Genomic DNA, 19,412 nt, shown 5'->3' on the forward strand with positions numbered 1-19,412 from the left:
CCAGTGGGTTTGGGTGGTTTGCCCCAACCCGGAACACTCATTGGTTGTAGGTGTTGTGGGCCCCCCACCCCCCCCCCCCCGGGGGGGCCCGGCCGGGGCCCGCCAACGACCCCGTGGCCTGTTGCCCAGCACGTTCAACCGCAACAGGCGCAGTCGCCCCATCCGGGGACAGCGGCACCTGTACGTCGGCGGACAGGGTGACGCGTAGCGATCCTGTCGCCCCTTGAGCCGGATTGACCACCAGGGAGTAGGTGCCCGACTCCGTCAGAGCCGGCATCACCACTCTGGCCGGAGAGCCTGCGGCTATGAACTGCTGGTCGACGACGGTCTTCCCCGAGGGTGCCGTCACGGACAGATAGACCGTCTTCATGAAGGTGTTCTCGGTGACGCCCAAAGACAGGTGGTCCCCGATCTGCCCCTGGAACACCGACTCCGCGTTCTGCGCCGCACGGCTGAGTTCGACGAGGACAGAGTCCCCGGCCGGTGACAGTTGGGCCACCCCGAGCGATCGCGAGAGCGTTATTCCCAGTGTTCCTGTAGCCGCTTTGTCGAGTGAGAAGACGATGGTGTACATGCCAGTGGCAGGCAGAACGGGGCTGTCCCATTCCTTGCCTGCTCCGACAGGAAGGGTGAAGTCGGCCAGCGACGATCCGTCAGGCGCGTAGATGTCGACACTCACAAAGGATGTGAATCCCTTTGACTGCAACCAGAGTTGGAAGCGCTGGCCACCCACTGCCCCGAACTCTGCTCGGCCGTTCTGGCCCTGCCAGGTGATGGCGAGATCGGCGCCGGGCGCGGTGGGATCGAGCGCCGGGAGTTGAGCGAAGCTGGACAGAGTGACGCTGACAGTTCCGGTACCACCGGAATCCGGGTCCACGACCAGCACGTACGTACCCGACTCTGTCAGGGTGTCAAGATCGATGGAACCGGTGGACCCGGCCGGGACATTGGTGTCCGCCGAGGTGATGCGCTTGCCGTCGGGGCCGTAGAGACGCGCCGCCAGCGTCTTGGTGAAGCCCGACGATCCGATCCCTACGCTCAGCGACTGGCCCATCACACCGTTGAAGGACCATCGCCCGTCCTGCCCCGGGCGAGTGATCGCGGTCTGCAGTGTGGGGGCGGTGAAGTCGAGGGGACCGCCGGTGGTGGTCGAAACCGTGATGGTCGCGGCTCCGATGTTGTTCGTGCCCGGCTCCACATCGAGCGAGTAGCGCCCACCGACCGGCAGGTTCGGCACGTCCCAGTCCCCGCCGCTCGCGGGCACAGAAGCCGTACCGACCTGTGCCCCCTGCGGATCGGTGAGACGCAGGCTCACGGTGCTGTTGAACGTGGAACCGGACACGCCGACGCTGATGTCCTGCCCGGCGTCTCCGTCGAAAAGGACCCTCGCCTTGTTGCCGGGCGTCGTCACGGCCACCGTCGGAGGCGTCTCGTCGGTCACTGAGGTCGTGACCGTGGTCTCGAACTCGGAGGCGCCACCGGAGAGCATACTGAAGGTGGTCGACGACGCTGAACCGTCGGGCGTGGAAACCACCACCGGCCCGGAGACAGCACCAGGCGGAACGAGAACGGTCAGAGCCGTGTCGGTTCGGGCCGTCACTTCCGCGAGAGAGCCACCTGCGAACCTCACCACGTTGTCCGTCACGCTGGGGGCGAACTCCGACCCGGTCAAAGTCACCTGGGTCCCCGCCAGGCCACTCGTCGGCGTCATGGCGGTGAGAACAGGCCCCGACGACGCAGATGTAAAGGTCTCGGGCGACGACGCGGTCACACCGCCCACGGTCACCGTGACCTTGCCCGTGGCCGCCCCGACAGGGACCTTGACCTCCAGCCGGGTCGCGGAAGCGGTCATCACGTCGGCCTGCGCGGAGCCGAACTTCACGGTGTTGGAGGCGGCGGCCGTGGCGAAGCCGGTGCCCGACAGGGTCACGGTCCGGCCGGTCTGGGCGCGCACGGGGACCAGGGAGAGGACGGAAAGCGTGCTGGAGGGGAAGCGGTCGACGCCGAGGCGGTTGCCCGCTTCGTCGTAGCGGTAGCGCGCCGTTTCACCATCCGGGTCGCTCACTCCGACCAGACGGCCGGTCGCGTCGTACGCGTAGCTGGCGTTGTTCGTCGTCGTGGCGTCCGCTGCGGCTGTGGCCGCCGGTGAGGGACCGGGCTTCCCGACCTGTGCCGTCGGCGCCTCTCCCTTGGTCGTGCCCGGTGACGGAAGGGGCGCGATTGCCGGGGCCGAGGCGTCGGCGGCGGGAGTCGACGACGGCGCACCCGGAGAATTGTCCGCGGAAATCGTCCCGGCCGACAGGGCCAGAGGCAGCGCGCCGACCGTCAGCGTTCGCCAACGCCCGGACCCACGCATGCCGAACCGCTCTCCGTGCTTACGCACTGCGCCCTCCCCGGAGCCCCCACATGAGTCACGAAAGCCCCATGAACACCCGCAGTTTCCTCGCAGGCGGTCACAAGCTACTCACAGGCGCGGCCTCGCACGGGAGAAGGGAGCATCTCGTTCGGTCACGAGGTTTGTTCAGGCCACGTCAGACAGGAGCGGGTAGCCCAGCGTGTATCAGTCGGTCACGCGGAGTAGGCAGGATAGATATATGCACGTTCACTTCCGTGCCGGTTTCATCGGGAATCACATGCCTGCCGCCCTGTGGTTCCTCACACCCCGAAGATGGCCGATACACGTACCGCCCTGGCGGCGCCCCGCCCCGCTCCCTCACCCCACCCCGCCCCGATACCGTCCCGGCGCCACGCCGAACTCGCGCTTGAAGGCCTTGGCGAAGGCGAACTCGGAGGTGTAGCCGGTGCGTTGGGCGATGACGCGGAGGGGGGCGTCGTCGGTGCGGAGGAGGTGGCCGGCGGTGGTCATGCGCCACCAGGTGAGGTAGGTGAGGGGCGGCTGGCCGAGGAGGGTGGTGAAGCGGCGGGAGAAGGCGGCGCGGGAGAGGCCGGCGAGGGTGCCGAGTTCCTCGACGGTCCAGGGGTGGGCGGGGTCGGCGTGGAGGGCGTCGAGGGCGGTGGAGACGGGCGGGTCGGCGAGAGCGGCCGCCCAGCCGGTGGCCTCGCCGGGGCCGGTGGCAGGGGCGCCCGCCCCGGTGGCCTCGCCGGGGCGGCTCGGGGCGTGGCTGTCCTCCAGCCACCAGGCGCGCAGGATGTAGAGGAGGAGGGTGTCGAGGAGGGCGGGGACGATGGCGTCGGAGCCGGGCTGCGGGGTGCGGAGTTCGGCGCCGAGAAGGTCGATGGCGGAGCGCAGGGCCGGGTGGGCGCCGAGGCGGGCGGGGAGATGGACCGCGTCGGGGAGGTGGGTGAGCAGGGGGTGCGCGCGGGAGCGGTTCAACTGGTAGGCGCCGCAGAGGAGTCGGGTGGTCGGGGCGTCCGGGTCCGTGGGCGGCTCGTCGGCCGGGGTCGGCCAGGTGCCGTCCGGGCCGGGGACCACGTCCTCCAGCGGGGTGCCCGGGGCGTCGGCCAGGGCGTGGCCGCGGCCGTGGGCGAGGAAGACCACGTCGCCGACGCCGAGGCGGACGGGCGCGGCGTCGTCCCCGGGCGGGATCAGCCACGCCGTTCCCTCCAGCACCACATGGAACCCGGCTCCCTCGGAAGCCGGGAACCGCATGCCCCAGGGGGCGCGCTTGAGGCGGCGCGAGGAGTGCGGACGGCCCGCCCGCATCGCCGTGATCACGTCACTCAGGACATCCATGGCGGGAGCGTATCCAGTCGGGGCCCGGGGAGCACGATCGGACATGGAACGGGGATTCCAGGACATGGATCGTCTCGTCCCGCGTTCCTACGGTGGTGCGCATGACGAAGGACCAGATATCAACTCCCGCCACCACCCGCGCCGTTCTCTTCCACTCCACCGGTGAGCCCGATGTCCTCACCGTCGAGGAGGTGCCGCTTCCCGCCCCCGGGCCCGGCGAGGTCCTGATCCGGGTGGAGGCCCTCGGTCTGAACCGGGCCGAGGCACTCTTCCGCGCCGGAACGTACTTCTACCGGCCGGCGCTCCCCGCCTCCCGCAACGGTTACGAGGCCGCGGGCACCGTCGAGGCGGTCGGCGCCGGGGTCGGCGGTTTCGCGGTCGGGGACTTGGTGATCGCCACCCCGGCCGGGGAGTTGAGCGGGCACGGGCTGTACGCCGAGCGCGTCGTCGTCCCGGCTTCGCAGGTGATCCCCGTGCCCGAGGGCGTCGACGCGGTGCGGGCCGCCGCGGCCTGGACCACGTACGCCACCGCGTACGGCGCTCTGCTGGAGAAGGGCGGGCTGCGGCCCGGCGACCATGTCCTGATCACCGGGGCGTCCAGCGGCGTCGGCACGGCCGCCCTCCAGGTGGCCCGGCTGATCGGGGCCGTGCCCATCGCCACCACCCGTGGCGCGGCGAAGAAGCGGGGGCTGCTCGACGCGGGTGCCGCGCACGTCGTCACCACCGACGACGAGGACGTGGTGAAGGAGATCGCCCGGATCACCGGCGGACGCGGGGCCGCCGTCGTCCTCGACGCGGTCGGCGGGCCGGACTTCGCCCGGCTGGGCGAGGCGGTCGCCCCCGGCGGGACCCTGATCATTTACGGCTGGCTGGACGGGCGGCCCACGGTGATGCCGATGAACTGGCCGCTCACCGTCATCGGTTACAGCAACCTCGAACTCTCCGGCGATCCCGTCGCGCGCGGACGCGCCGCCGCCTTCATCGCCTCCGGGCTGCGGGCCGGCGCGCTCGACCCCGTGATCGCGGCCGTCTTCGAGGGGCTGGAGCGCATGCCGGACGCCCACCGGCTGATGGAGTCCAACACCCACACCGGGAAGATCGTGGTCACCGTCGCCCACTGACGGGCGGAAGCGGCCGTTCCGGCGGGCTGCCGGCCGTGGCGGCCCCCACGGCCGACAGCCGGTGCCCGTCCCCGACGGGCGACCTCCGATGCCCGGGGCGGAACGGTGACCGGGTCGGGCGGTGACCGGGACGGTGTCCTCCCTCAGCTCCCGTCCCGCAGGTCCGCCACCCCCGTCGCGCGGAACGCGATCCGGTCGAACGCGACGGCGCAGCCCTCGCCCGTGGGTGACTGGGCGAGGAAGCCGATGGAGGCTGCGGCCGTCCGCTCCGGGGTGCCGAGGGCGAAGACGCGGACGAAGGTCCACTTCTCGCCGTCCGGGGAGGCGTGGTACGCGAAGGCGTTGCCGGTGCGGCTCAGGCGGAGCCAGTACGTGTCGCCGTCCACGACGAAGGAGTTGACGTCGTCCGACTGGCCGCGCGTCACCACCGTGCAGATGGTGGGGCGGTCCGGGGAGAGCTCCAGGCAGATCTTGGCCCACTCCCGGTCGCCGACGTGGAGGTAGAGGACACCCGCGTCGAAGGCGGCGGCGAAGCCGACCCGCACCCTGGCGATCAGCTGGAAGTCGCCCTCGGGCGCGGCGCCCAGGAGCCGCGGCGCGTCGCTCACCGACTCCAGCCCGTCCCCGCCCGGCGGGACGAAGCGGTCCTGGCGGGCGCCGGCCCGGGTGGTGAGGACGCCGTCCTCGTAGGTCCAGTCGGCGGCCGGGCCGAACGGCTCCAGAGCGAAGGGGAGTTCGGGGAGGTCGGGGGCGGTCATACGGAGTGTCCGTTCAGGCGAGGGGGCAGGTGCAGCGGTCGCCCCCCGCGCGGCCCGGGCGGGAGCGGGAGGCCGGAGGTCGTCATGCGGGGCGTCCGTCCACACGGCGGGGCAGGTGCAGCGGGTTGTCCTCGCGCAACTCGGGCGGGAGCAGGGCCTCGGGGGTGGTCTGGTAGCTGACCGGGCGCAGCCAGCGTTCGATGGCGGTGGCGCCGACCGAGGTGGAGGTCGAGGTGGTGGCGGGGTAGGGGCCGCCGTGGTGCTGGGCGGGGGCGACGGCGACGCCGGTGGGCCAGCCGTTGACCAGGACGCGGCCGGCGAGGGGGGTGAGCGCCGCGAGAAGGGGGGCGGCGGTGCCGTCGGCCTCGGCGTCGGCGATCTGGAGGGTGGCGGTGAGGTTGCCGGGGAGCCGGGAGAGGACGGTGGTGATCTCGTCGGTGGAGGCGTAGCGGGCGACGACGGTGACCGGGCCGAAGCACTCCTCCAGGAGCGCGTCGTGCGGGCCCTCGGCGATGAGCAGCCGGGCGGGGACGGTGAGGAATCCGGCCGCGACGGTGTGCTCGCCGCCGGCGCCGGGGGTGACGGGGGCGTCGACCTCGGGCAGGGCGGACCGTTCGGTGACGCCTGCGAGGAAGGCCTCGCGCATGCGGTGGTCGAGGAGGACTCCGGCCTCGGTGTCGCTGACGGCGCTCGTGAGTGCCTTCAGGAGCTGGTCGCCGGCCTCGCCCTCGGGGACGAGGACGAATCCGGGCTTGGTGCAGAACTGGCCCGCGCCCATGGTCATCGAGCCGGCGAGCCCGGCGCCGATCTGCTCGGCGCGCTCGGCGGCGGCGGCCTCGGTGACGACGACGGGGTTGAGGGAGCCCAGCTCGCCGTGGAAGGGGATGGGGACCGGACGCGCGGCCGCCGCGTCGAACAGGGCGCGGCCGCCGCGGACCGAGCCGGTGAAGCCGGCGGCGGAGACGAGCGGGTGGCGGACCAGTTCGACGCCGGCCTCGAAGCCGTGGACCAGCGCGACGACGTCCTCGGGCAGACCGGTGCGCGCGGCGGCCCGGCGCAGGACCGAGACGCAGAGTTCGGAGGTCGCGGGGTGGTCCGGGTGCGCCTTGACGACGACGGGGCAGCCGGCCGCGAGGGCGCTGGCGGTGTCGCCGCCGGGGACGGAGAAGGCGAGCGGGAAGTTACTGGCCGCGTAGACGGCGACCACGCCGAGCGGGATCTTGTAGCGGCGCAGGTCGGGCCAGGGCGGGGTGCGGGAGGGGTCCGCGTGGTCGATGTGGATGTCGAGGTACGCGCCCTCCTCGACGACCTCCGCGAAGGCGCGCAGCTGGGCGGCGGTGCGGGCGAGTTCGCCGGTCAGCCGGGCGGGGCCGAGGGCGGTCTCGGCGTCGGCGGCCTCGATGACGTGGTCGCCGGCCTCGGCGAGCAGATCGGCCGCGGTGCGCAGGAACTCGGCGCGTACGGTGCGGTCGGCGAGCGCGTCGCGTACGGCGTGGGCGGCCCGGACCGCGCGGTCGACCTCCTCCGCTGTAGCCTCCACGGCAACCTGCTCACGCGGGTTCCCGGTGCGGGGGTCGACGCTCCAGACTGGTGCTGCTGCCACCGTGTTTCCTTCCGCTCCGCTGCCACACATCAGAAGTTGTTCGGTATTCTGAACATAGTTCCTGATCGTGAATATGAAGCGACTCTATTTCCGGGCGTTCGGTGTTGGCAAGAAGTCGCTGGGTTCTGTAGGTGGGCTGGAAGGGGCGTAGGACGATGTCGGTTGCCGAGTCCGGTGGTGGGGCACAGGTCAAGTCCGCGGTACGGACGGTGGAGCTGCTGGAGTACTTCGCCGGGCGGCCGGGCATGCACTCGCTCGCCGCGGTCCAGGAGGCCGTCGGTTACCCCAAGTCGAGCCTCTACATGCTGCTGCGCACCCTGGTGGAGCTGGGCTGGGTGGAGACGGACGCGACGGGGACGCGGTACGGGATCGGTGTGCGCGCGCTGCTGGTCGGCACCTCCTACATCGACGGCGACGAGGTGGTCGCCGCCGCGCGCCCCACCCTGGACCGGCTCTCCGACGACACCACGGAGACCATCCACCTCGCCCGGCTCGACGGGACGAACGTCGTCTACCTCGCCACCCGCCAGTCCCAGCACTATCTGCGTCCGTTCACCCGCGTCGGCCGCCGGCTCCCCGCGCACTCGACCTCGCTGGGCAAGGCGCTGCTGGCCACCCACAGCGACGAGCAGGTCCGCAAGATGCTGCCCGAGACGCTTCCGGCGCTGACCGAGCACACCCTGACCGACCGCGAGAAGCTCATCGAGGAGCTGCACGTCATCCGCGAACAGGGCTACGCCGTGGACCGCGAGGAGAACACGCTGGGGCTGCGCTGCTTCGGCGTCGCCGTGCCGTACCGCACCCCGGCCCGGGACGCCATCAGCTGCTCGGTGCCGGTCGCCCGGCTGACCCCGGCGCACGAGCAGATGGTGAAGGACGCCCTGTTCGACGCCCGCGACCGGCTCACCCTGGCCACCCGGCGGCTCTGACCGCCCCCGCCTGCGCACGACGGCCCCGCCTCCCCCCGCCTGCGCACGACGGCCCCGGCCGTCTCCCCCACGCGGCGGACCCCTCCGGTCCGCCGCGTTTTCGGCATGACCTTCGAGGGCCTCGCACACCCCTCCGATAACATGCTCGAATTCATGACGATTGACCTCATCGTTCACCCCTCCACCGGATGAACCGTGCTGCCCGGCGCGCCGAGTGACCCACCTCGTGACGTACTCCCCCGTCACCTGACAAAACGGCCAGACTCTTGATACCTAACGCATCGCGGGTGCTCTCCCGAATACGGGCGTCCTCCCGAATAACCGACGGCGACGAGCCCGGCACGGGGCGCAGCCCCCGGACGGCACTGTGGGCCGCGGTGGGGGTGGTGGGTCTCGGCTTCCTGGTCGCCCTGGAGTTCGCCGCACGCCACTACGGAGTACCGGGCCCCCTCGTCAACCAGGCGCGCGAGGTGGTGCTCCCGCCCGTCTCCGGGTTCCTGCTGTACGGCAGCATGGGGCTGATGATGGTGGTGCTCACCTGGCGCCAGCGGGCCTTCGCCCTCGGGGCGGCGATCGGCGTCGACCTCCTCATCCTGCTGATCCGCTGGATCGCGGACGCCCCGGTCACCCAGGGGCACCCCTTCGGCAGCGGCGCGCTGTGGGTGATCCTCGGCACCGCGGTCTTCGCCGTCACCCGGCGTACCGGTTCCGAACGCCTCCTGCTGCTGAAGGGCGTGGGGCTCGGGCTGCTGCTGGTGACCGGACGCAAGACCGGTGACGCCTGGCTGCTCATCACCTCCAAGACCCGGCCGCAGGTGCTCGACCAGTACGTGGCGACCGCCGACCACGCGCTGGGCAACCCCTCCTGGCTGGTCGGCCGCATGGTGCGGTCCACGGGCCACGTCGGCGAGGTCTTCCTCGACTCCGTCTACACCCAGCTCGCCGTGGCCGCCGTCGTCGTCGCCGTCTACCAGCTGCGCAGGGTGGCCGTCGACCGCCGCTTCCCGCCGCACCACCTGGTGCGCACCTTCCTGGTGATCGGGCTCCTGGGGCCGGCCATCTACATGATCTATCCGGTCGTCGGGCCGATCTTCGCCTTCGGCGCCGACGGCGGCCACTGGGCCGTGGCCGACATCTGGCCGGACGTGATGCCGCCGAGCGTCGGCCCTGAGCACATGCCGTTCGACGAGATCACCCCGCGCAACTGCATGCCCAGTCTGCACACGGCCTGGGCCACCACGATCTTCATCCACTCCCGCAGGGGTCCGCGCGTGCTGCGGTACGGGGGGACGTTCTGGCTGCTCGCCACGCTCGCCGCGACGCTCGGCTTCGGCTACCACTACGGCATCGACATCATCACCGGGGTGATCTTCACCCTCACCATCGAGACGGCGCTGCGCGCCCTGGAGCGCGGCTGGGACCGGTCCGCGACCCTGCTCGTCGTCCACGGCACGGTGGTGTTCACCGCGATCCTGGTGGCCGCCCGCTATCTGTCGACGCAGTTCGCCGCCCACCCGTGGGTGTTCGGCCCGTTGCTCGTCCTGGCGCTCGTCTCGGTGATCTCGCTGTACGTGCGCACCGTCCGGCAGTGGGACCCGAAGCCCGCCGTGGCACCGCAGCCGGAGCTGCGGCCCGAACTGGTCTGACACCGGCCGCGATCCGTCTCCGCCACGCGGCGGAGACGGATCGTCACGGGGCAGGAGGTGCCCCGGCCGCCCGCGCGGAAGCCTGGACGGCATGACACGGACCTCCACCGCCCCCGCGCCCGCGGCGGCCTCCGCCCCGCCCGCCACCGACCGCACGCGCCTCGTCCTGCGCACCGTCGCGATCGTCGCCTGCGTCCCGTACCTGGCGCTCAAGACCGCGTGGATCTGCGGCAGTCGCGTCGGCATCCCCGACGGCAGCGAACTCCTCGACCACACCACCGCGCTCGTCATCGGCAACGCGGGCTCCGTCGTGATGGACAGCGCCGTCGTCGTCCTCGCGCTGCTGCTGACCCGGCCGTGGGGGATGCGGGTGCCCGCCTGGCTGCTCGCCCTGCCGATGTGGGTGGCGACCGGGCTGCTGCTGCCGATCATGACCGGCTATCCGCTGCAACTGCTGGTCCGGGCGCTGGGCGGGCAGGTCGTCCAGGACGAGTCCGGCCGCCCGTTCCTGCGCGAATGGGTCTTCGGCGTCGTCTACGGCGGCTTCATCCTCCAGGGACTCGCCCTGGGCACCCTCTTCGCCCTGTACGCCCGCGACCGCTGGGGCCACCTCTGGCGGGGCACCCTGCGCGATGTGCCCGGCACGCCCACGACGCCCGCGCTGCGCGCCGCCGCCGTCGTCGCCTCGCTCATCGCCCTCGCCCCCGCCGCCACCCATCTGCTCTGGGCCGCCGGCGCGTCCGCCGGACTCAGCGAGGCCCGTACCGCCCAGCGCGACAGCGGCTTCTATGTACTGGAAGCGGTCTACGCCCTCTTCGTGGCCGCCACCGCGGCCGGGGTGCTGCTGCTGGCCTTCCGGCGTACGGAACTGCCGCTGCGGGTGCCGCTCGCCCTGGCCTGGGGCGGTTCGGGAGCCACGGCCTGCTGGGGCGGCTGGATGAGCCTCGCCGCCCTGCTCCCCCAGGACAACGCGGCCGAACGCCCCACCTCCGTCATGGTGTTGATCTACGCTGTCCAGATGCTGGTGGGGGCGATGGTGATGACGGCGGGTGCCCACTTCCTCGCGGAACGCTCCCACGCCGTGCGGCCTCGGGAGCCCCGCGGGTGAGACTCCTGCTCGGCCGGCGCGCCCGCCGGCGCTGGCTGCACCTGATCATCGGCGGCGCCCTGCTGATGCCGTACTACCTGGTCGGCACGGTGGTCGTCGGACTGTTCCGGCCGGACGCCAACGGCTTCACCTCCCTCACCACCCAGCTGCTCTCGTACGTCTGCGCGCTGCCGATGGCCGCCGTGAGCGGGCTGCTGCCGCTCACCCGGCCGCTGTCGGTGGCCGCCGCCCGCGCCCTGTGCGGACTGCCGCCCGGGGTCCAGCTCGCCGAGGGGACGGCGGGGACCCGGCAGGCCAGGGTCCGTTCGGCCGCCTGGTTCACCCTGCACACCGGCGTCGGCACGCTGGTCAGCGGCGCGACGCTGGCGCTCGTCCCGTTCTCCGTCGCCGTCCTGGGACTGCCGTTCTCCCGGGAGCTGCGCGATTCCGCCGCCTTCGGTCTGCCCCCGGAACTGAACCGGTTCCCGGTCCTCGCGCTCGCCCCGCTCTGCTCGCTCGCCATGCTCGCGGCGCTGGCCGGCTGCGCCGCGGCGGCGGGCGCGCTGCTCGCCGGACGGGCCCCGGTCCTGCTGGGTCCGACGCCCGAGGACCGGCTGGCCGCCGCCGAGCGCCGCGCCGCCGAACTCGCCGCGCGCAACCGGCTCGCCCGCGAACTGCACGACTCCGTCGGCCACGCGCTCAGCGCCGTCACCCTCCAGGCCGGGGCGGCCCGCCGGGTCCTGGACCGCGACCCCGAGTTCGTCCGGGCCGCGCTCACCGCCATCGAGGAGACCACCCGCCGGACCGTCGGCGAACTCGACGCGGTGCTGGGGCTGCTGCGCCGGGACGACGACGGCCCGGACGGCGGTGAGGGCCCGGCCGGCCCGGGGCTCGACGCCCTGGACACGCTGTTGGACCACTGCGGACTGCCCGTCGCGCACACCCCGGAGGGCGAGCTCTCACGGGTTCCCGCCGCGGTCTCCCGGGAGGCCTACCGGATCGTCCAGGAGGGGCTGAGCAACGCGCTGCGCCACGGCGGCCGGGAGGGGCCGGTGCGGCTGCGGACCGCGGTGCGCGACGAGGAGCTGGAGATCGTCCTGGACAGCCCGCGGGGCGCGCGGCCCGCGGCGGTCCGCCCCGGCGGCGGACGGGGGCTGCGCGGCATCGCCGAACGCGCAGCGCTGCTCGGCGGCAGCGCCTCGGCCGGGGAGCACGACGGCGGCTGGCGGCTCACCGCGCTCCTCCCCCTGCGCACCCCCGCCGTCCCCGCCACCCCGGAGGACATATGACGAACCAGGAGAGACCCTCATGAACACCCCGGTCCGCATCGTCCTCGCCGACGACGAACACATGGTCCGCACCGCGCTGCGCGTGATCCTGGACGCCGAGGACGGCCTGGAGGTGGTGGGCGAGGCGTCGACCGGTGCCGAGGCCGTGTCCGTGGTGCGCGCCCTGCGGCCCGACGTGGTGCTGATGGACGTCCGCATGCCGGAGACCGACGGGATCCGCGCCACCGAACAGATCCTGGCCACACTCGACCCGGCCCCGCGCATCGTCGTCGTCACCACCTTCGAGAACGACTCCTACGTGTACGAGGCGCTGCGCGCCGGGGCCGCGGGTTTCCTCCTCAAACGGGCGGCGGCCGAGGAACTGGTGCACGCGGTGCGGCTCGTCGCCCGCAGCGACTCGCTCCTCTTCCCGGCGGCGGTCCGGGGGCTGGCCGCCGCGCACGGCGGGCACCGCCGGACAGCGCCGCCGCCGTGGGCCGCCCGGCTCACCGACCGGGAGGCGGACGTGCTGCGGCTGATGGCCCGGGGGCTGACCAACGCGGAGATCGCGCAGCGGCTGCGGGTCGGGGCGGCGACGGCGAAGACGCATGTCGCGGGGGTCCTCGCGAAGACCGGCGCCCGGGACCGCACCCAGGCGGTCATCGCGGCCTACGAGACCGGATTCATCACTCCGGGGTGACCGGCCCTCCCCTCCGCGGTCACACTCGTGAGAAATCGGTGAGAAGCGGCACAGCGGGGAACGGATGACCTTGTTTCGCACGTCTGTCCAGCGGGATGAACAAAACGATCAGGCGCACCGCCGTCTTCACGCTGCTGCTGGTCCTCGCCCTCCTGGTGCGGGCGACCTGGGTGCAGACGTACCAGGCGCGGGCGCTCGCGGACGACGACCACAACCGGCGGAAGACGATCGCGCAGTACGCGCAGCCGCTCGGTGACATCATCGTGGCCGGCTCACCGGTCACCGGATCCGCCAGGACGGAGGGCAGCGATCTCGCGTACAAGCGGGTCTACAAGGACGGCGACCTCTACGCCGCCGTCACCGGCTACAGCTCCCAGGCCTACGGCTCCACCCAGCTCGAAGGGATCTACAGCCATGTGCTCGACGGCACCGACACCGGGCTCGCCGGTCCGCTGGACACGCTGACCGGCAAGCGGAGCGCCCCCGGCGACGTGGTCACGACCATCGACCCCGATGTCCAGAAGGCGGCCTACAAGGCGCTCGGCGACGACAAGGGCGCGGCCGTGGCGATCGATCCGAAGAGCGGGCAGATCCTGGGCATGGTCTCCACCCCGTCCTACGACCCCTCCGGCATCAGCGGGACGACGGACGGGGACACCTGGAAGAAGCTCCTCGCCGATCCGGACAAGCCGCTCACCAACCGGGCGCTGCGGCAGCCCCTCGCACCGGGGTCGACGTTCAAACTGGTGGTGGCGGCCGCCGCACTGGAGGACGGGCTGTACGCCTCGGTGGACGTGCCGACGAAGAGCCCCAGCCCGTACACCCTGCCGGGGACCAGCACCCCGCTGCCCAACGAGAGCGCCAGCGCGCCCTGCGAGAACGCCAGCCTGCGGGTGGCGCTGCGGTACTCCTGCAACAACGTCTTCGGCAAGGCCGCCGCCGATCTCGGCCAGGACAAGGTGCGCGCGATGGCGGAGAAGTTCGGCTTCAACGACGAGAAGCTCGACGTGCCCGTGCGGGCGTGGGAGAGCGTCTACCCGACCGGGATGGACAAGGCGCAGACGGCGCTCAGCGGCATCGGCCAGTTCGAGGTCACCGCGACGCCGCTCCAGATGGCCATGGTCTCGGCGGCCCTGGCCAACGGCGGCGAGCTGGCCGCGCCGCACATGGTCTCCAAGGTCACGGACTCCGACGGCCGCACACTGGAGGACTTCGCCGACGGCGACACCGAGCGGATCGTCTCCGCGTCCACGGCACGGCAGTTGCGCAGTGCGATGGTGACCGTCGTGGAGGAGGGCACCGGCACCAACGCCCGGATCGCGGGGGCCGAGGTCGGCGGCAAGACGGGCACGGCGGAGAACGGGGTGGGCAACAGCAACACTCCGTACGCCTGGTTCACCTCGTACGCGAAGGACTCCTCGGGCCGGGAGGTCGCCGTCGCGGTGGTCGTGGAGGACTCCGGCGCCGCCGCCTCCGAGGTCAGCGGCAACGGGCTGGCCGCCCCGGTCGCCCGCGCGATGATGGAGGCCGCGCTCCGGCGGTAGGGCGGGTGCGGACGGACCCGGCGCGGGTACGGCTCCCGGAGGCGTACCCGCGTCGAAGCGCTTCCGGGCCTCGCTGGTACGCTCTCGCCCCGCACACCCGCCGGAACGGGACTGTGAACGTACACAACCGCATCGCGCGGGCACGGGGATCCGAGCGCAAGGAGAGGGAGCCGTGGGCACGTCCGTGGAGCGCACCGATGCCGCCGCCGAGTTCCACGCGTTCTTCGAGGCCCATTACGCCGAACTGGCCCGGCTGGCCCATCTGCTGACCGGCGAGGCGGACGCGGCGGACGATCTGGCGGCCGATGCGCTGCTGGCGCTCTGGCACCGCTGGGACCGGGTCAGGGAGGCCGACCATCCGGTGGCGTACGCGCGCGGGGTCGTCGCCAATCTGGCGCGCACCCGGATCCGCAGCGCGGTGCGCGAGCGGCGCCGCATCGCCCTGTTCTGGGGGCCGCGCAACGGCGGGGACGGGGACGCGGCCGAGGGGCCCGACGTGTCGGCGGTCGTGGACGTGCAGGGCGCGCTGCGCCGGCTGCCGTTCCGCAAGCGGGCGTGCGTGGTGCTGCGGCACGCCTTCGACCTCTCGGAGCGGGACACCTCGCTGGTGCTCGGGATCTCGGTCGGTACGGTGAAGAGCCAGACCTCGCGGGCCGTCGCGGAACTCCAGCGGCTGCTGGGTCCGGACACGGGCGCGGCCCAGGTCGAGGTGGCGGTCGCGGCGCAGCGCAGCAGAGGAGAGCGGTGAACGACGAGGAGCTTTCCGGCCGGCTGCGGGAGGCCGCCGAGGCGCACCACCCGGACCGCGAGCGGATGCTGGCCCGGGTCGGGCGCGGGATGGAGGAGGCGCGCCGGCCGTCCCGTGCGGTGCGCCCGCCGCGCCGTGCGACACCGTGGCTGCGGGTCGCCGGGGCGACGGCCGCGGTCTGCGGGGTACTGGCCTTCGGGGCGTTCGTCGTCGCCCCGGCCGACGGGGACGGCGGGAGCGGGAAGCGGGTGGCGGCGCCCCCGGCGTCCTCCCAGGCACGGTCCTCCCCCGCACCGTCCCCCGCCGCCTCCTCCCCCGCTCCCGACGCCGCCCGGCCCCCCGGGCCGGGATCGCTGCGCACCGAGGACGGGCCCCTGTGGACGGACGCGGTCGTCGATCCGCACAGCAACGCGTACTGGGCGCAGAGCGATGTGACGGTCAGGACGGCGGAGCCGCTGACCTCGCTCACCGTGGAGCTGCGGATCGCGCTCACCGGCGGGGTGAACACCACCGGTTCCTGGCGGTCGCTGCCGGAGGACGACTTCACCGTGTCGGCGAGCGAGGACGGGGGCTTCCTGGTCTACCGGTGGGCGCTGCGGCCGGGCCGGACCGTGCCCGAGGGCACGCACACCTTCGCCGGGCAGTACAACCACGCGGAGGGGGCGCGGGACGCGTCGGGCGACTACGTGACCGTCCGCGCGCTCCGGGCCTCCGGCGAACGGGTCTCGGTGGGCGACGGGTTCGGTCCGCCCGCGCGGTGACGGCCGGGCCGCGGTGCCCGTGCGGCGGGAGCCCCGCCGGAGGCGTCCGGCGGGGCTCCGGCCGCGCTCAGGCGAACGGCCGCCAGTCGCCCAGCCAGGCGGCCGGGGTGTGCAGCCGGGCCTCGGCGGCGGTCAGCAGCGGGCGGTTGGCGGGGACGGTGACACGGGCGCCGGGTCCGGTGTTGTGGTACTCGGCGAAGCGCTGGTCCTGCCAGGGGAACCCGGCCGACATGGTCCCGTAGGGCGCGTCGGTGTCGATGCCCGCGCCGAGCACGCTGTCGCGGACGGTCAGCATGGGGTGCGCGGTGAGGTCGGACGAGGGGACCCAGGGGCGGGCCAGTTTGAAGTAGCCGTCCGGGGCGGTGCTGGTGACGCGGGAGCGCAGCACGAGGAAGCCGTGCGGATTGGCCCCGGCGGTGCTGGGCGCGAAGACGAAGCCGTAGGGGGCGGAGGCCAGGTCGGTGCGGGCGAGGGTGCGGAAGTGGCAGCGGTCCAGGACGGCGGTGGCACGGCCGAAGACGAAGTCGACGTCCCCCTCCACGTAGCAGTCGCGGTAGTACTGGCGGGCGACGTCGGCGAGGGAGGCGGAGTCGGCGTACAGCGTGTCCTGGTGGCCGAGGAAGCGGCAGCGGAGGAACGCCGAGCGGTCCCCGGTCACCTTGATCGCGACGGCCTGGGTCCCGGTGTAGTCCGGGTGGTCGGCGCGCAGCCAGTCGTTGGCGAAGGTCAGCGCGTACGCGGTGAGTCCGGCGGGCCGGGCGGTGACGGTGGCGGAGCCGCTGGTGCCGTAGGTGCCCGAACCGTCGGGGCGGGGCGTGCCGTTGGCGTGGTCGAAGACGATCACGGTGTCGCGCGGGTCGCCGCTCGCGCCGATCAGGGTGAGTCCGGTGCGGTCGGCCGGGATGTCGACGGTCTCGCGGTAGGTGCCGGGGGCGATGACCAGGGTGCGGCCGGTGCCGGTCGCGGCGTCCACGGCGGCCTGGACGGTGGTGTGGTCGCCCCGGCCGCGCGCGTCGACGTAGAGCGTGCCGGCGTCGGGGCGGCGGGCGGGCGAGCCGTGGCGTCCGAAGGGGCGGGAGGCGGGGAGGGCGCGGGCGTGCGCGGTGGGGGCGGCGAGCGCGAGGGCGGTGCCGCCGCAGGCGAACAGGGTCAGGGCACGGCGTCTGCTGGGCATGGGCGGTCCATCCTTTGCGCGGTCGCGGGTGGGGCGGGGGTGCGTGTACTGGGGGGCGGGGGCCGGGGCCCGTCCGGTGCCGCGCGGGCGGCGGACGGGCCCCGGTCCGGAGGGACGGGCGGTCAGGCGCCGGGGATCCGGCCCGCGCCCGCCGAGACGCCGACGACCAGCGGCACGAGGAGCGGGTGGTCGACGCGGGTGCGCAGCGTGGGGGTCCAGCCGGCGCCCGTGGTGAGCTGCTCGGAGGGGACTCCGGCGTTGTGCACGGCGATGAGGTCGGTCCGGCGGCCGTTGACGTAGTTGTCCCCGGCGGTGAGCGAGGACTCGGACCACTTCTTGAGGATCTTCGCCTGGTCGAACTCGCCGCTGAGGGAGAACGCGTTGTGCTCCGCGACGAGGTGGGACTCGGCCCCGATGCCGTAGGAGTAGCCGTAGACGCTGCCCCGGGTGGCGACGAAGTGGTTGTTGTAGGAGTCGACCTGGCCGAAGCGGACCCGGGGGGCGCGCTCGTTGAGGTCCTTGAAGAGGTTGTGGTGCAGGGTGACGCGGAGGTGGCCCCGGTCGGTGTCGCCGGCCTTGTCGCTGTTGCCGATCAGCATCGTCTTGTCGTGGTCCTTGAGGACGTTGTAGGACGCGGTGACGAGGTCGGCGCCCTTGACGATGTCGAAGAGCCCGTCGTGCTGCTGGTAGAGCTCGTCGAAGTAGCGGGGCTGGTCGGCGTCGTGGCGGTCGCCGTCGCTGAAGGTGTTGTGGTCGACCCAGACGTGGTCGGAGCCGTGGACGACGAGGTTGTCGTACTCGGAGTTCCAGTGGCCGGTGTCCCCGTCGGTGGGGTCCCACTGGGGGAAGCAGTCGTAGGTGTCCTCGAAGGTGATGTTGCGGACGATGACGTTGGAGACGTTCTGGATCTGGATGCTGGCGCCGATGACCGTGGCGTCCTTGCCGACGCCGACGATCGTGGTGTTGGACGGTACGTAGACGTTGACGGCGTCCTTCTGGCGCTTGGCGGAGGCGAGGCGGGCGTCCTCCATGGGTCCGGACGGGACCTCCGTGCGGCCCCAGGTGTCCGGGTCGTAGGCGGCGAGGTACTTGTCCAGGGTGTAGCCGTCGGTCTGGTAGGCCTCGCAGCCGATGGGGTCACCCGCGGCGTCGGCGTTGCCGTGGACGGTGCCGTCGATCCGGATGATCTTCGGCGCGTCCCCGGCGTCCTCGAAGGCGGCGATGAGTTCGGCCCGGTCGGTCACGGTGTAGACGTGGTCGGGGGTGGCCGCCGCGCCTCCGGTGGTGGAGCCCTCGGCGGACGCCCAGCCGTCGCCCTGCGGGAGGACGGCGCGCTCGATGCCCCGGTGGTGCGCGCCGCCGCCGTTCGGGGCGGCCTGGGCGGGGACGGTCAGGGCGAGCGCCAGGGAGGCGCTGCCCATCACCAGGGCTATGGCGCGAGCATGACACATGCGTGCGGGCATGACGGTTCCTTCGTTCGTGAGGTGATGAGGTGCTGCGGGAGTGAGGGTGGTTGGGCGCGTGTCTCAGACCGGCTGCGGCCAGCTGATCCACTCGGCCGGCACCGGCTCGTCGGTGCGGCGCACGTCGCGCGGGGCGAGGACCCGGGCGGCGGTCAGGGCCCGCGCGGTGAGCCGCGCGACCTCGATGGCGCCACGGGGCTGGAAGTGCGTGTTGTCCTGCCGGCCCTCGGGGTAGTTGGGCGACCGGCCGGGCTCCAGCCAGTTGAAGTACCCCTCGGTGGCGTCCGGGCCCAGTTCCTGCCAGCGGGCCAGAGTGAGGGCCTGGAGGTCGATCAGGGGGACGCCCTCCTCGGCGGCCAGCTGCCGCATCGCGTCCGGGTACGCGCCGTGCGTGGGCCTGGCCGTACCGTCCGCCGCGAAGCGCCGGCGCTCGACGGGCGTGAGCAGGACCGGCAGCGCGTGCCGGGCGCGCGCCCCGTCCAGGTACTGGCGCAGACAGTCCTGGAAGGTGGTGTACGGATCGGTACCGCGGGCCGGGTCGTCGGTCTTCTCGTCGTTGTGCCCGAACTGGACGAGGAGGAGATCGCCCGCGCGGACCCCGTCGAGCAGGGCGGCGAGCCGGCCCTCGTCGATGAAGCTCTTGGAACTGCGGCCGTTCATCGCGTGGTTGGCGACGGTGAGGGTGCGGCCCAGGAAGAAGGGCAGCGCCATGCCCCAGCCCGTCTCGGGCGCGGCGTCGGCGTACTTCTGGGCGGCCGTGGAGTCCCCCGCGATGTGCACGGTACGGGGGCGGGGGCGGCCGTGCCGGTCGTCGGCCGCGGCGGGCACGGCGTGGGCCGTGGCGAGGGCGAGGGGCAGGGCGGCCAGGGCGGCGGCGGTCTGCCTGCGGGTGAGTGACACGGTGAAGCTGCCTCTC

16 protein-coding genes are annotated in these 19,412 nt (G+C 72.9%); 9 read left to right on the forward strand and 7 right to left on the reverse strand.

Features of this window, described 5'->3' with window-relative positions; translation table 11 throughout:
* Positions 1-37 precede the first annotated feature (37 nt).
* The gene (locus tag ACFVDM_RS33740; RefSeq protein ID WP_383649517.1) at positions 38-2,383 is read right to left on the reverse strand and encodes an IPT/TIG domain-containing protein; all 2,346 of its coding nucleotides are present in this window, start codon (positions 2,381-2,383) and stop codon (positions 38-40) included.
* 330 nt (positions 2,384-2,713) lie between these two features.
* Positions 2,714-3,694 carry an AraC family transcriptional regulator gene (locus ACFVDM_RS33745; RefSeq protein ID WP_383649520.1) on the reverse strand — a complete coding sequence of 327 codons (981 nt, stop codon included), beginning with the start codon at positions 3,692-3,694 and terminating at the stop codon, positions 2,714-2,716.
* Between the two features lie 101 nt (positions 3,695-3,795).
* Between ACFVDM_RS33745 and ACFVDM_RS33750 the strand changes: the two genes are divergently transcribed.
* Positions 3,796-4,815 carry a zinc-dependent alcohol dehydrogenase family protein gene (locus ACFVDM_RS33750; RefSeq protein WP_383649522.1) on the forward strand — a complete coding sequence of 340 codons (1,020 nt, stop codon included), beginning with the start codon at positions 3,796-3,798 and terminating at the stop codon, positions 4,813-4,815.
* 143 nt (positions 4,816-4,958) lie between these two features.
* Here the strand turns inward: ACFVDM_RS33750 and ACFVDM_RS33755 are convergent, their stop codons facing one another.
* Together ACFVDM_RS33755 and ACFVDM_RS33760 are read right to left on the reverse strand one after the other, a co-directional pair.
* Complete coding sequence (locus ACFVDM_RS33755) at positions 4,959-5,573, reverse strand: DUF1349 domain-containing protein (RefSeq protein WP_383649526.1); 615 nt, start codon at positions 5,571-5,573, stop codon at positions 4,959-4,961.
* Positions 5,574-5,655: 82 nt separating this feature from the next.
* On the reverse strand, positions 5,656-7,176 hold the full coding sequence (locus ACFVDM_RS33760; RefSeq protein ID WP_383649529.1) for an aldehyde dehydrogenase (NADP(+)): 1,521 nt from the start codon (positions 7,174-7,176) through the stop codon (positions 5,656-5,658).
* Positions 7,177-7,331: 155 nt separating this feature from the next.
* On the opposite strand from ACFVDM_RS33760, the gene ACFVDM_RS33765 reads away from it, so the two are divergent.
* From ACFVDM_RS33765 to ACFVDM_RS33800, 8 genes are all read left to right on the forward strand, one after another.
* On the forward strand, positions 7,332-8,105 hold the full coding sequence (locus ACFVDM_RS33765; protein WP_383649533.1) for an IclR family transcriptional regulator: 774 nt from the start codon (positions 7,332-7,334) through the stop codon (positions 8,103-8,105).
* 365 nt (positions 8,106-8,470) lie between these two features.
* Entirely contained in the window at positions 8,471-9,751 is a 1,281-nt protein-coding gene (locus ACFVDM_RS33770) for a phosphatase PAP2 family protein (RefSeq protein WP_383649704.1), read from the forward strand.
* Between the two features lie 91 nt (positions 9,752-9,842).
* A complete protein-coding gene (locus tag ACFVDM_RS33775; protein ID WP_383649536.1) occupies positions 9,843-10,859 on the forward strand; it encodes a hypothetical protein in 1,017 nt (338 codons plus the stop codon).
* Positions 10,856-12,127 carry a sensor histidine kinase gene (locus ACFVDM_RS33780; RefSeq protein WP_383649540.1) on the forward strand — a complete coding sequence of 424 codons (1,272 nt, stop codon included), beginning with the start codon at positions 10,856-10,858 and terminating at the stop codon, positions 12,125-12,127. Before ACFVDM_RS33775 ends, ACFVDM_RS33780 begins: the two co-directional genes overlap by 4 nt.
* A gap of 19 nt (positions 12,128-12,146) precedes the next feature.
* Entirely contained in the window at positions 12,147-12,806 is a 660-nt protein-coding gene (locus tag ACFVDM_RS33785; RefSeq protein ID WP_383649544.1) for a response regulator, read from the forward strand.
* A gap of 95 nt (positions 12,807-12,901) precedes the next feature.
* Positions 12,902-14,350, forward strand: coding sequence for a penicillin-binding transpeptidase domain-containing protein (locus ACFVDM_RS33790; RefSeq protein WP_383649547.1), 1,449 nt, complete (start codon positions 12,902-12,904; stop codon positions 14,348-14,350).
* A gap of 172 nt (positions 14,351-14,522) precedes the next feature.
* Positions 14,523-15,098, forward strand: a complete 576-nt coding sequence (locus ACFVDM_RS33795; protein ID WP_383649551.1) for a SigE family RNA polymerase sigma factor — start codon at positions 14,523-14,525, stop codon at positions 15,096-15,098.
* A complete protein-coding gene (locus tag ACFVDM_RS33800; protein ID WP_383649555.1) occupies positions 15,095-15,859 on the forward strand; it encodes a hypothetical protein in 765 nt (254 codons plus the stop codon). Before ACFVDM_RS33795 ends, ACFVDM_RS33800 begins: the two co-directional genes overlap by 4 nt.
* A 67-nt stretch (positions 15,860-15,926) precedes the next feature.
* On the opposite strand, the gene ACFVDM_RS33805 is transcribed toward ACFVDM_RS33800, so the two are convergent.
* From ACFVDM_RS33805 to ACFVDM_RS33815, 3 genes are all read right to left on the reverse strand, one after another.
* A complete protein-coding gene (locus ACFVDM_RS33805) occupies positions 15,927-17,033 on the reverse strand; it encodes a pectinesterase family protein (RefSeq protein WP_383649558.1) in 1,107 nt (368 codons plus the stop codon).
* Between the two features lie 122 nt (positions 17,034-17,155).
* Positions 17,156-18,496 carry a polysaccharide lyase family 1 protein gene (locus ACFVDM_RS33810; RefSeq protein WP_383649562.1) on the reverse strand — a complete coding sequence of 447 codons (1,341 nt, stop codon included), beginning with the start codon at positions 18,494-18,496 and terminating at the stop codon, positions 17,156-17,158.
* 63 nt (positions 18,497-18,559) lie between these two features.
* Positions 18,560-19,396, reverse strand: coding sequence for a rhamnogalacturonan acetylesterase (locus ACFVDM_RS33815; protein WP_383649566.1), 837 nt, complete (start codon positions 19,394-19,396; stop codon positions 18,560-18,562).
* Between the last annotated feature and the right edge of the window lie 16 nt (positions 19,397-19,412).

It is taken from the genome of Streptomyces sp. NPDC057682 (genome assembly GCF_042799575.1).
Taxonomy (GTDB): Bacteria; Actinomycetota; Actinomycetes; order Streptomycetales; family Streptomycetaceae; genus Streptomyces.

Excerpts from the sequence above, each read along its gene's own strand:
- ACFVDM_RS33745 (WP_383649520.1), bottom strand. The coding sequence starts at position 3,694 with ATGGATGTCCTGAGTGACGTGATCACGGCGATGCGGGCGGGCCGTCCG.
- ACFVDM_RS33750 (WP_383649522.1), top strand. The coding sequence starts at position 3,796 with ATGACGAAGGACCAGATATCAACTCCCGCCACCACCCGCGCCGTTCTC.
- ACFVDM_RS33755 (WP_383649526.1), bottom strand. The coding sequence starts at position 5,573 with ATGACCGCCCCCGACCTCCCCGAACTCCCCTTCGCTCTGGAGCCGTTC.
- ACFVDM_RS33765 (WP_383649533.1), top strand. The coding sequence starts at position 7,332 with ATGTCGGTTGCCGAGTCCGGTGGTGGGGCACAGGTCAAGTCCGCGGTA.
- ACFVDM_RS33775 (WP_383649536.1), top strand. The coding sequence starts at position 9,843 with ATGACACGGACCTCCACCGCCCCCGCGCCCGCGGCGGCCTCCGCCCCG.
- ACFVDM_RS33785 (WP_383649544.1), top strand. The coding sequence starts at position 12,147 with ATGAACACCCCGGTCCGCATCGTCCTCGCCGACGACGAACACATGGTC.
- ACFVDM_RS33790 (WP_383649547.1), top strand. The coding sequence starts at position 12,902 with ATGAACAAAACGATCAGGCGCACCGCCGTCTTCACGCTGCTGCTGGTC.
- ACFVDM_RS33805 (WP_383649558.1), bottom strand. The coding sequence starts at position 17,033 with ATGCCCAGCAGACGCCGTGCCCTGACCCTGTTCGCCTGCGGCGGCACC.
- ACFVDM_RS33810 (WP_383649562.1), bottom strand. The coding sequence starts at position 18,496 with ATGCCCGCACGCATGTGTCATGCTCGCGCCATAGCCCTGGTGATGGGC.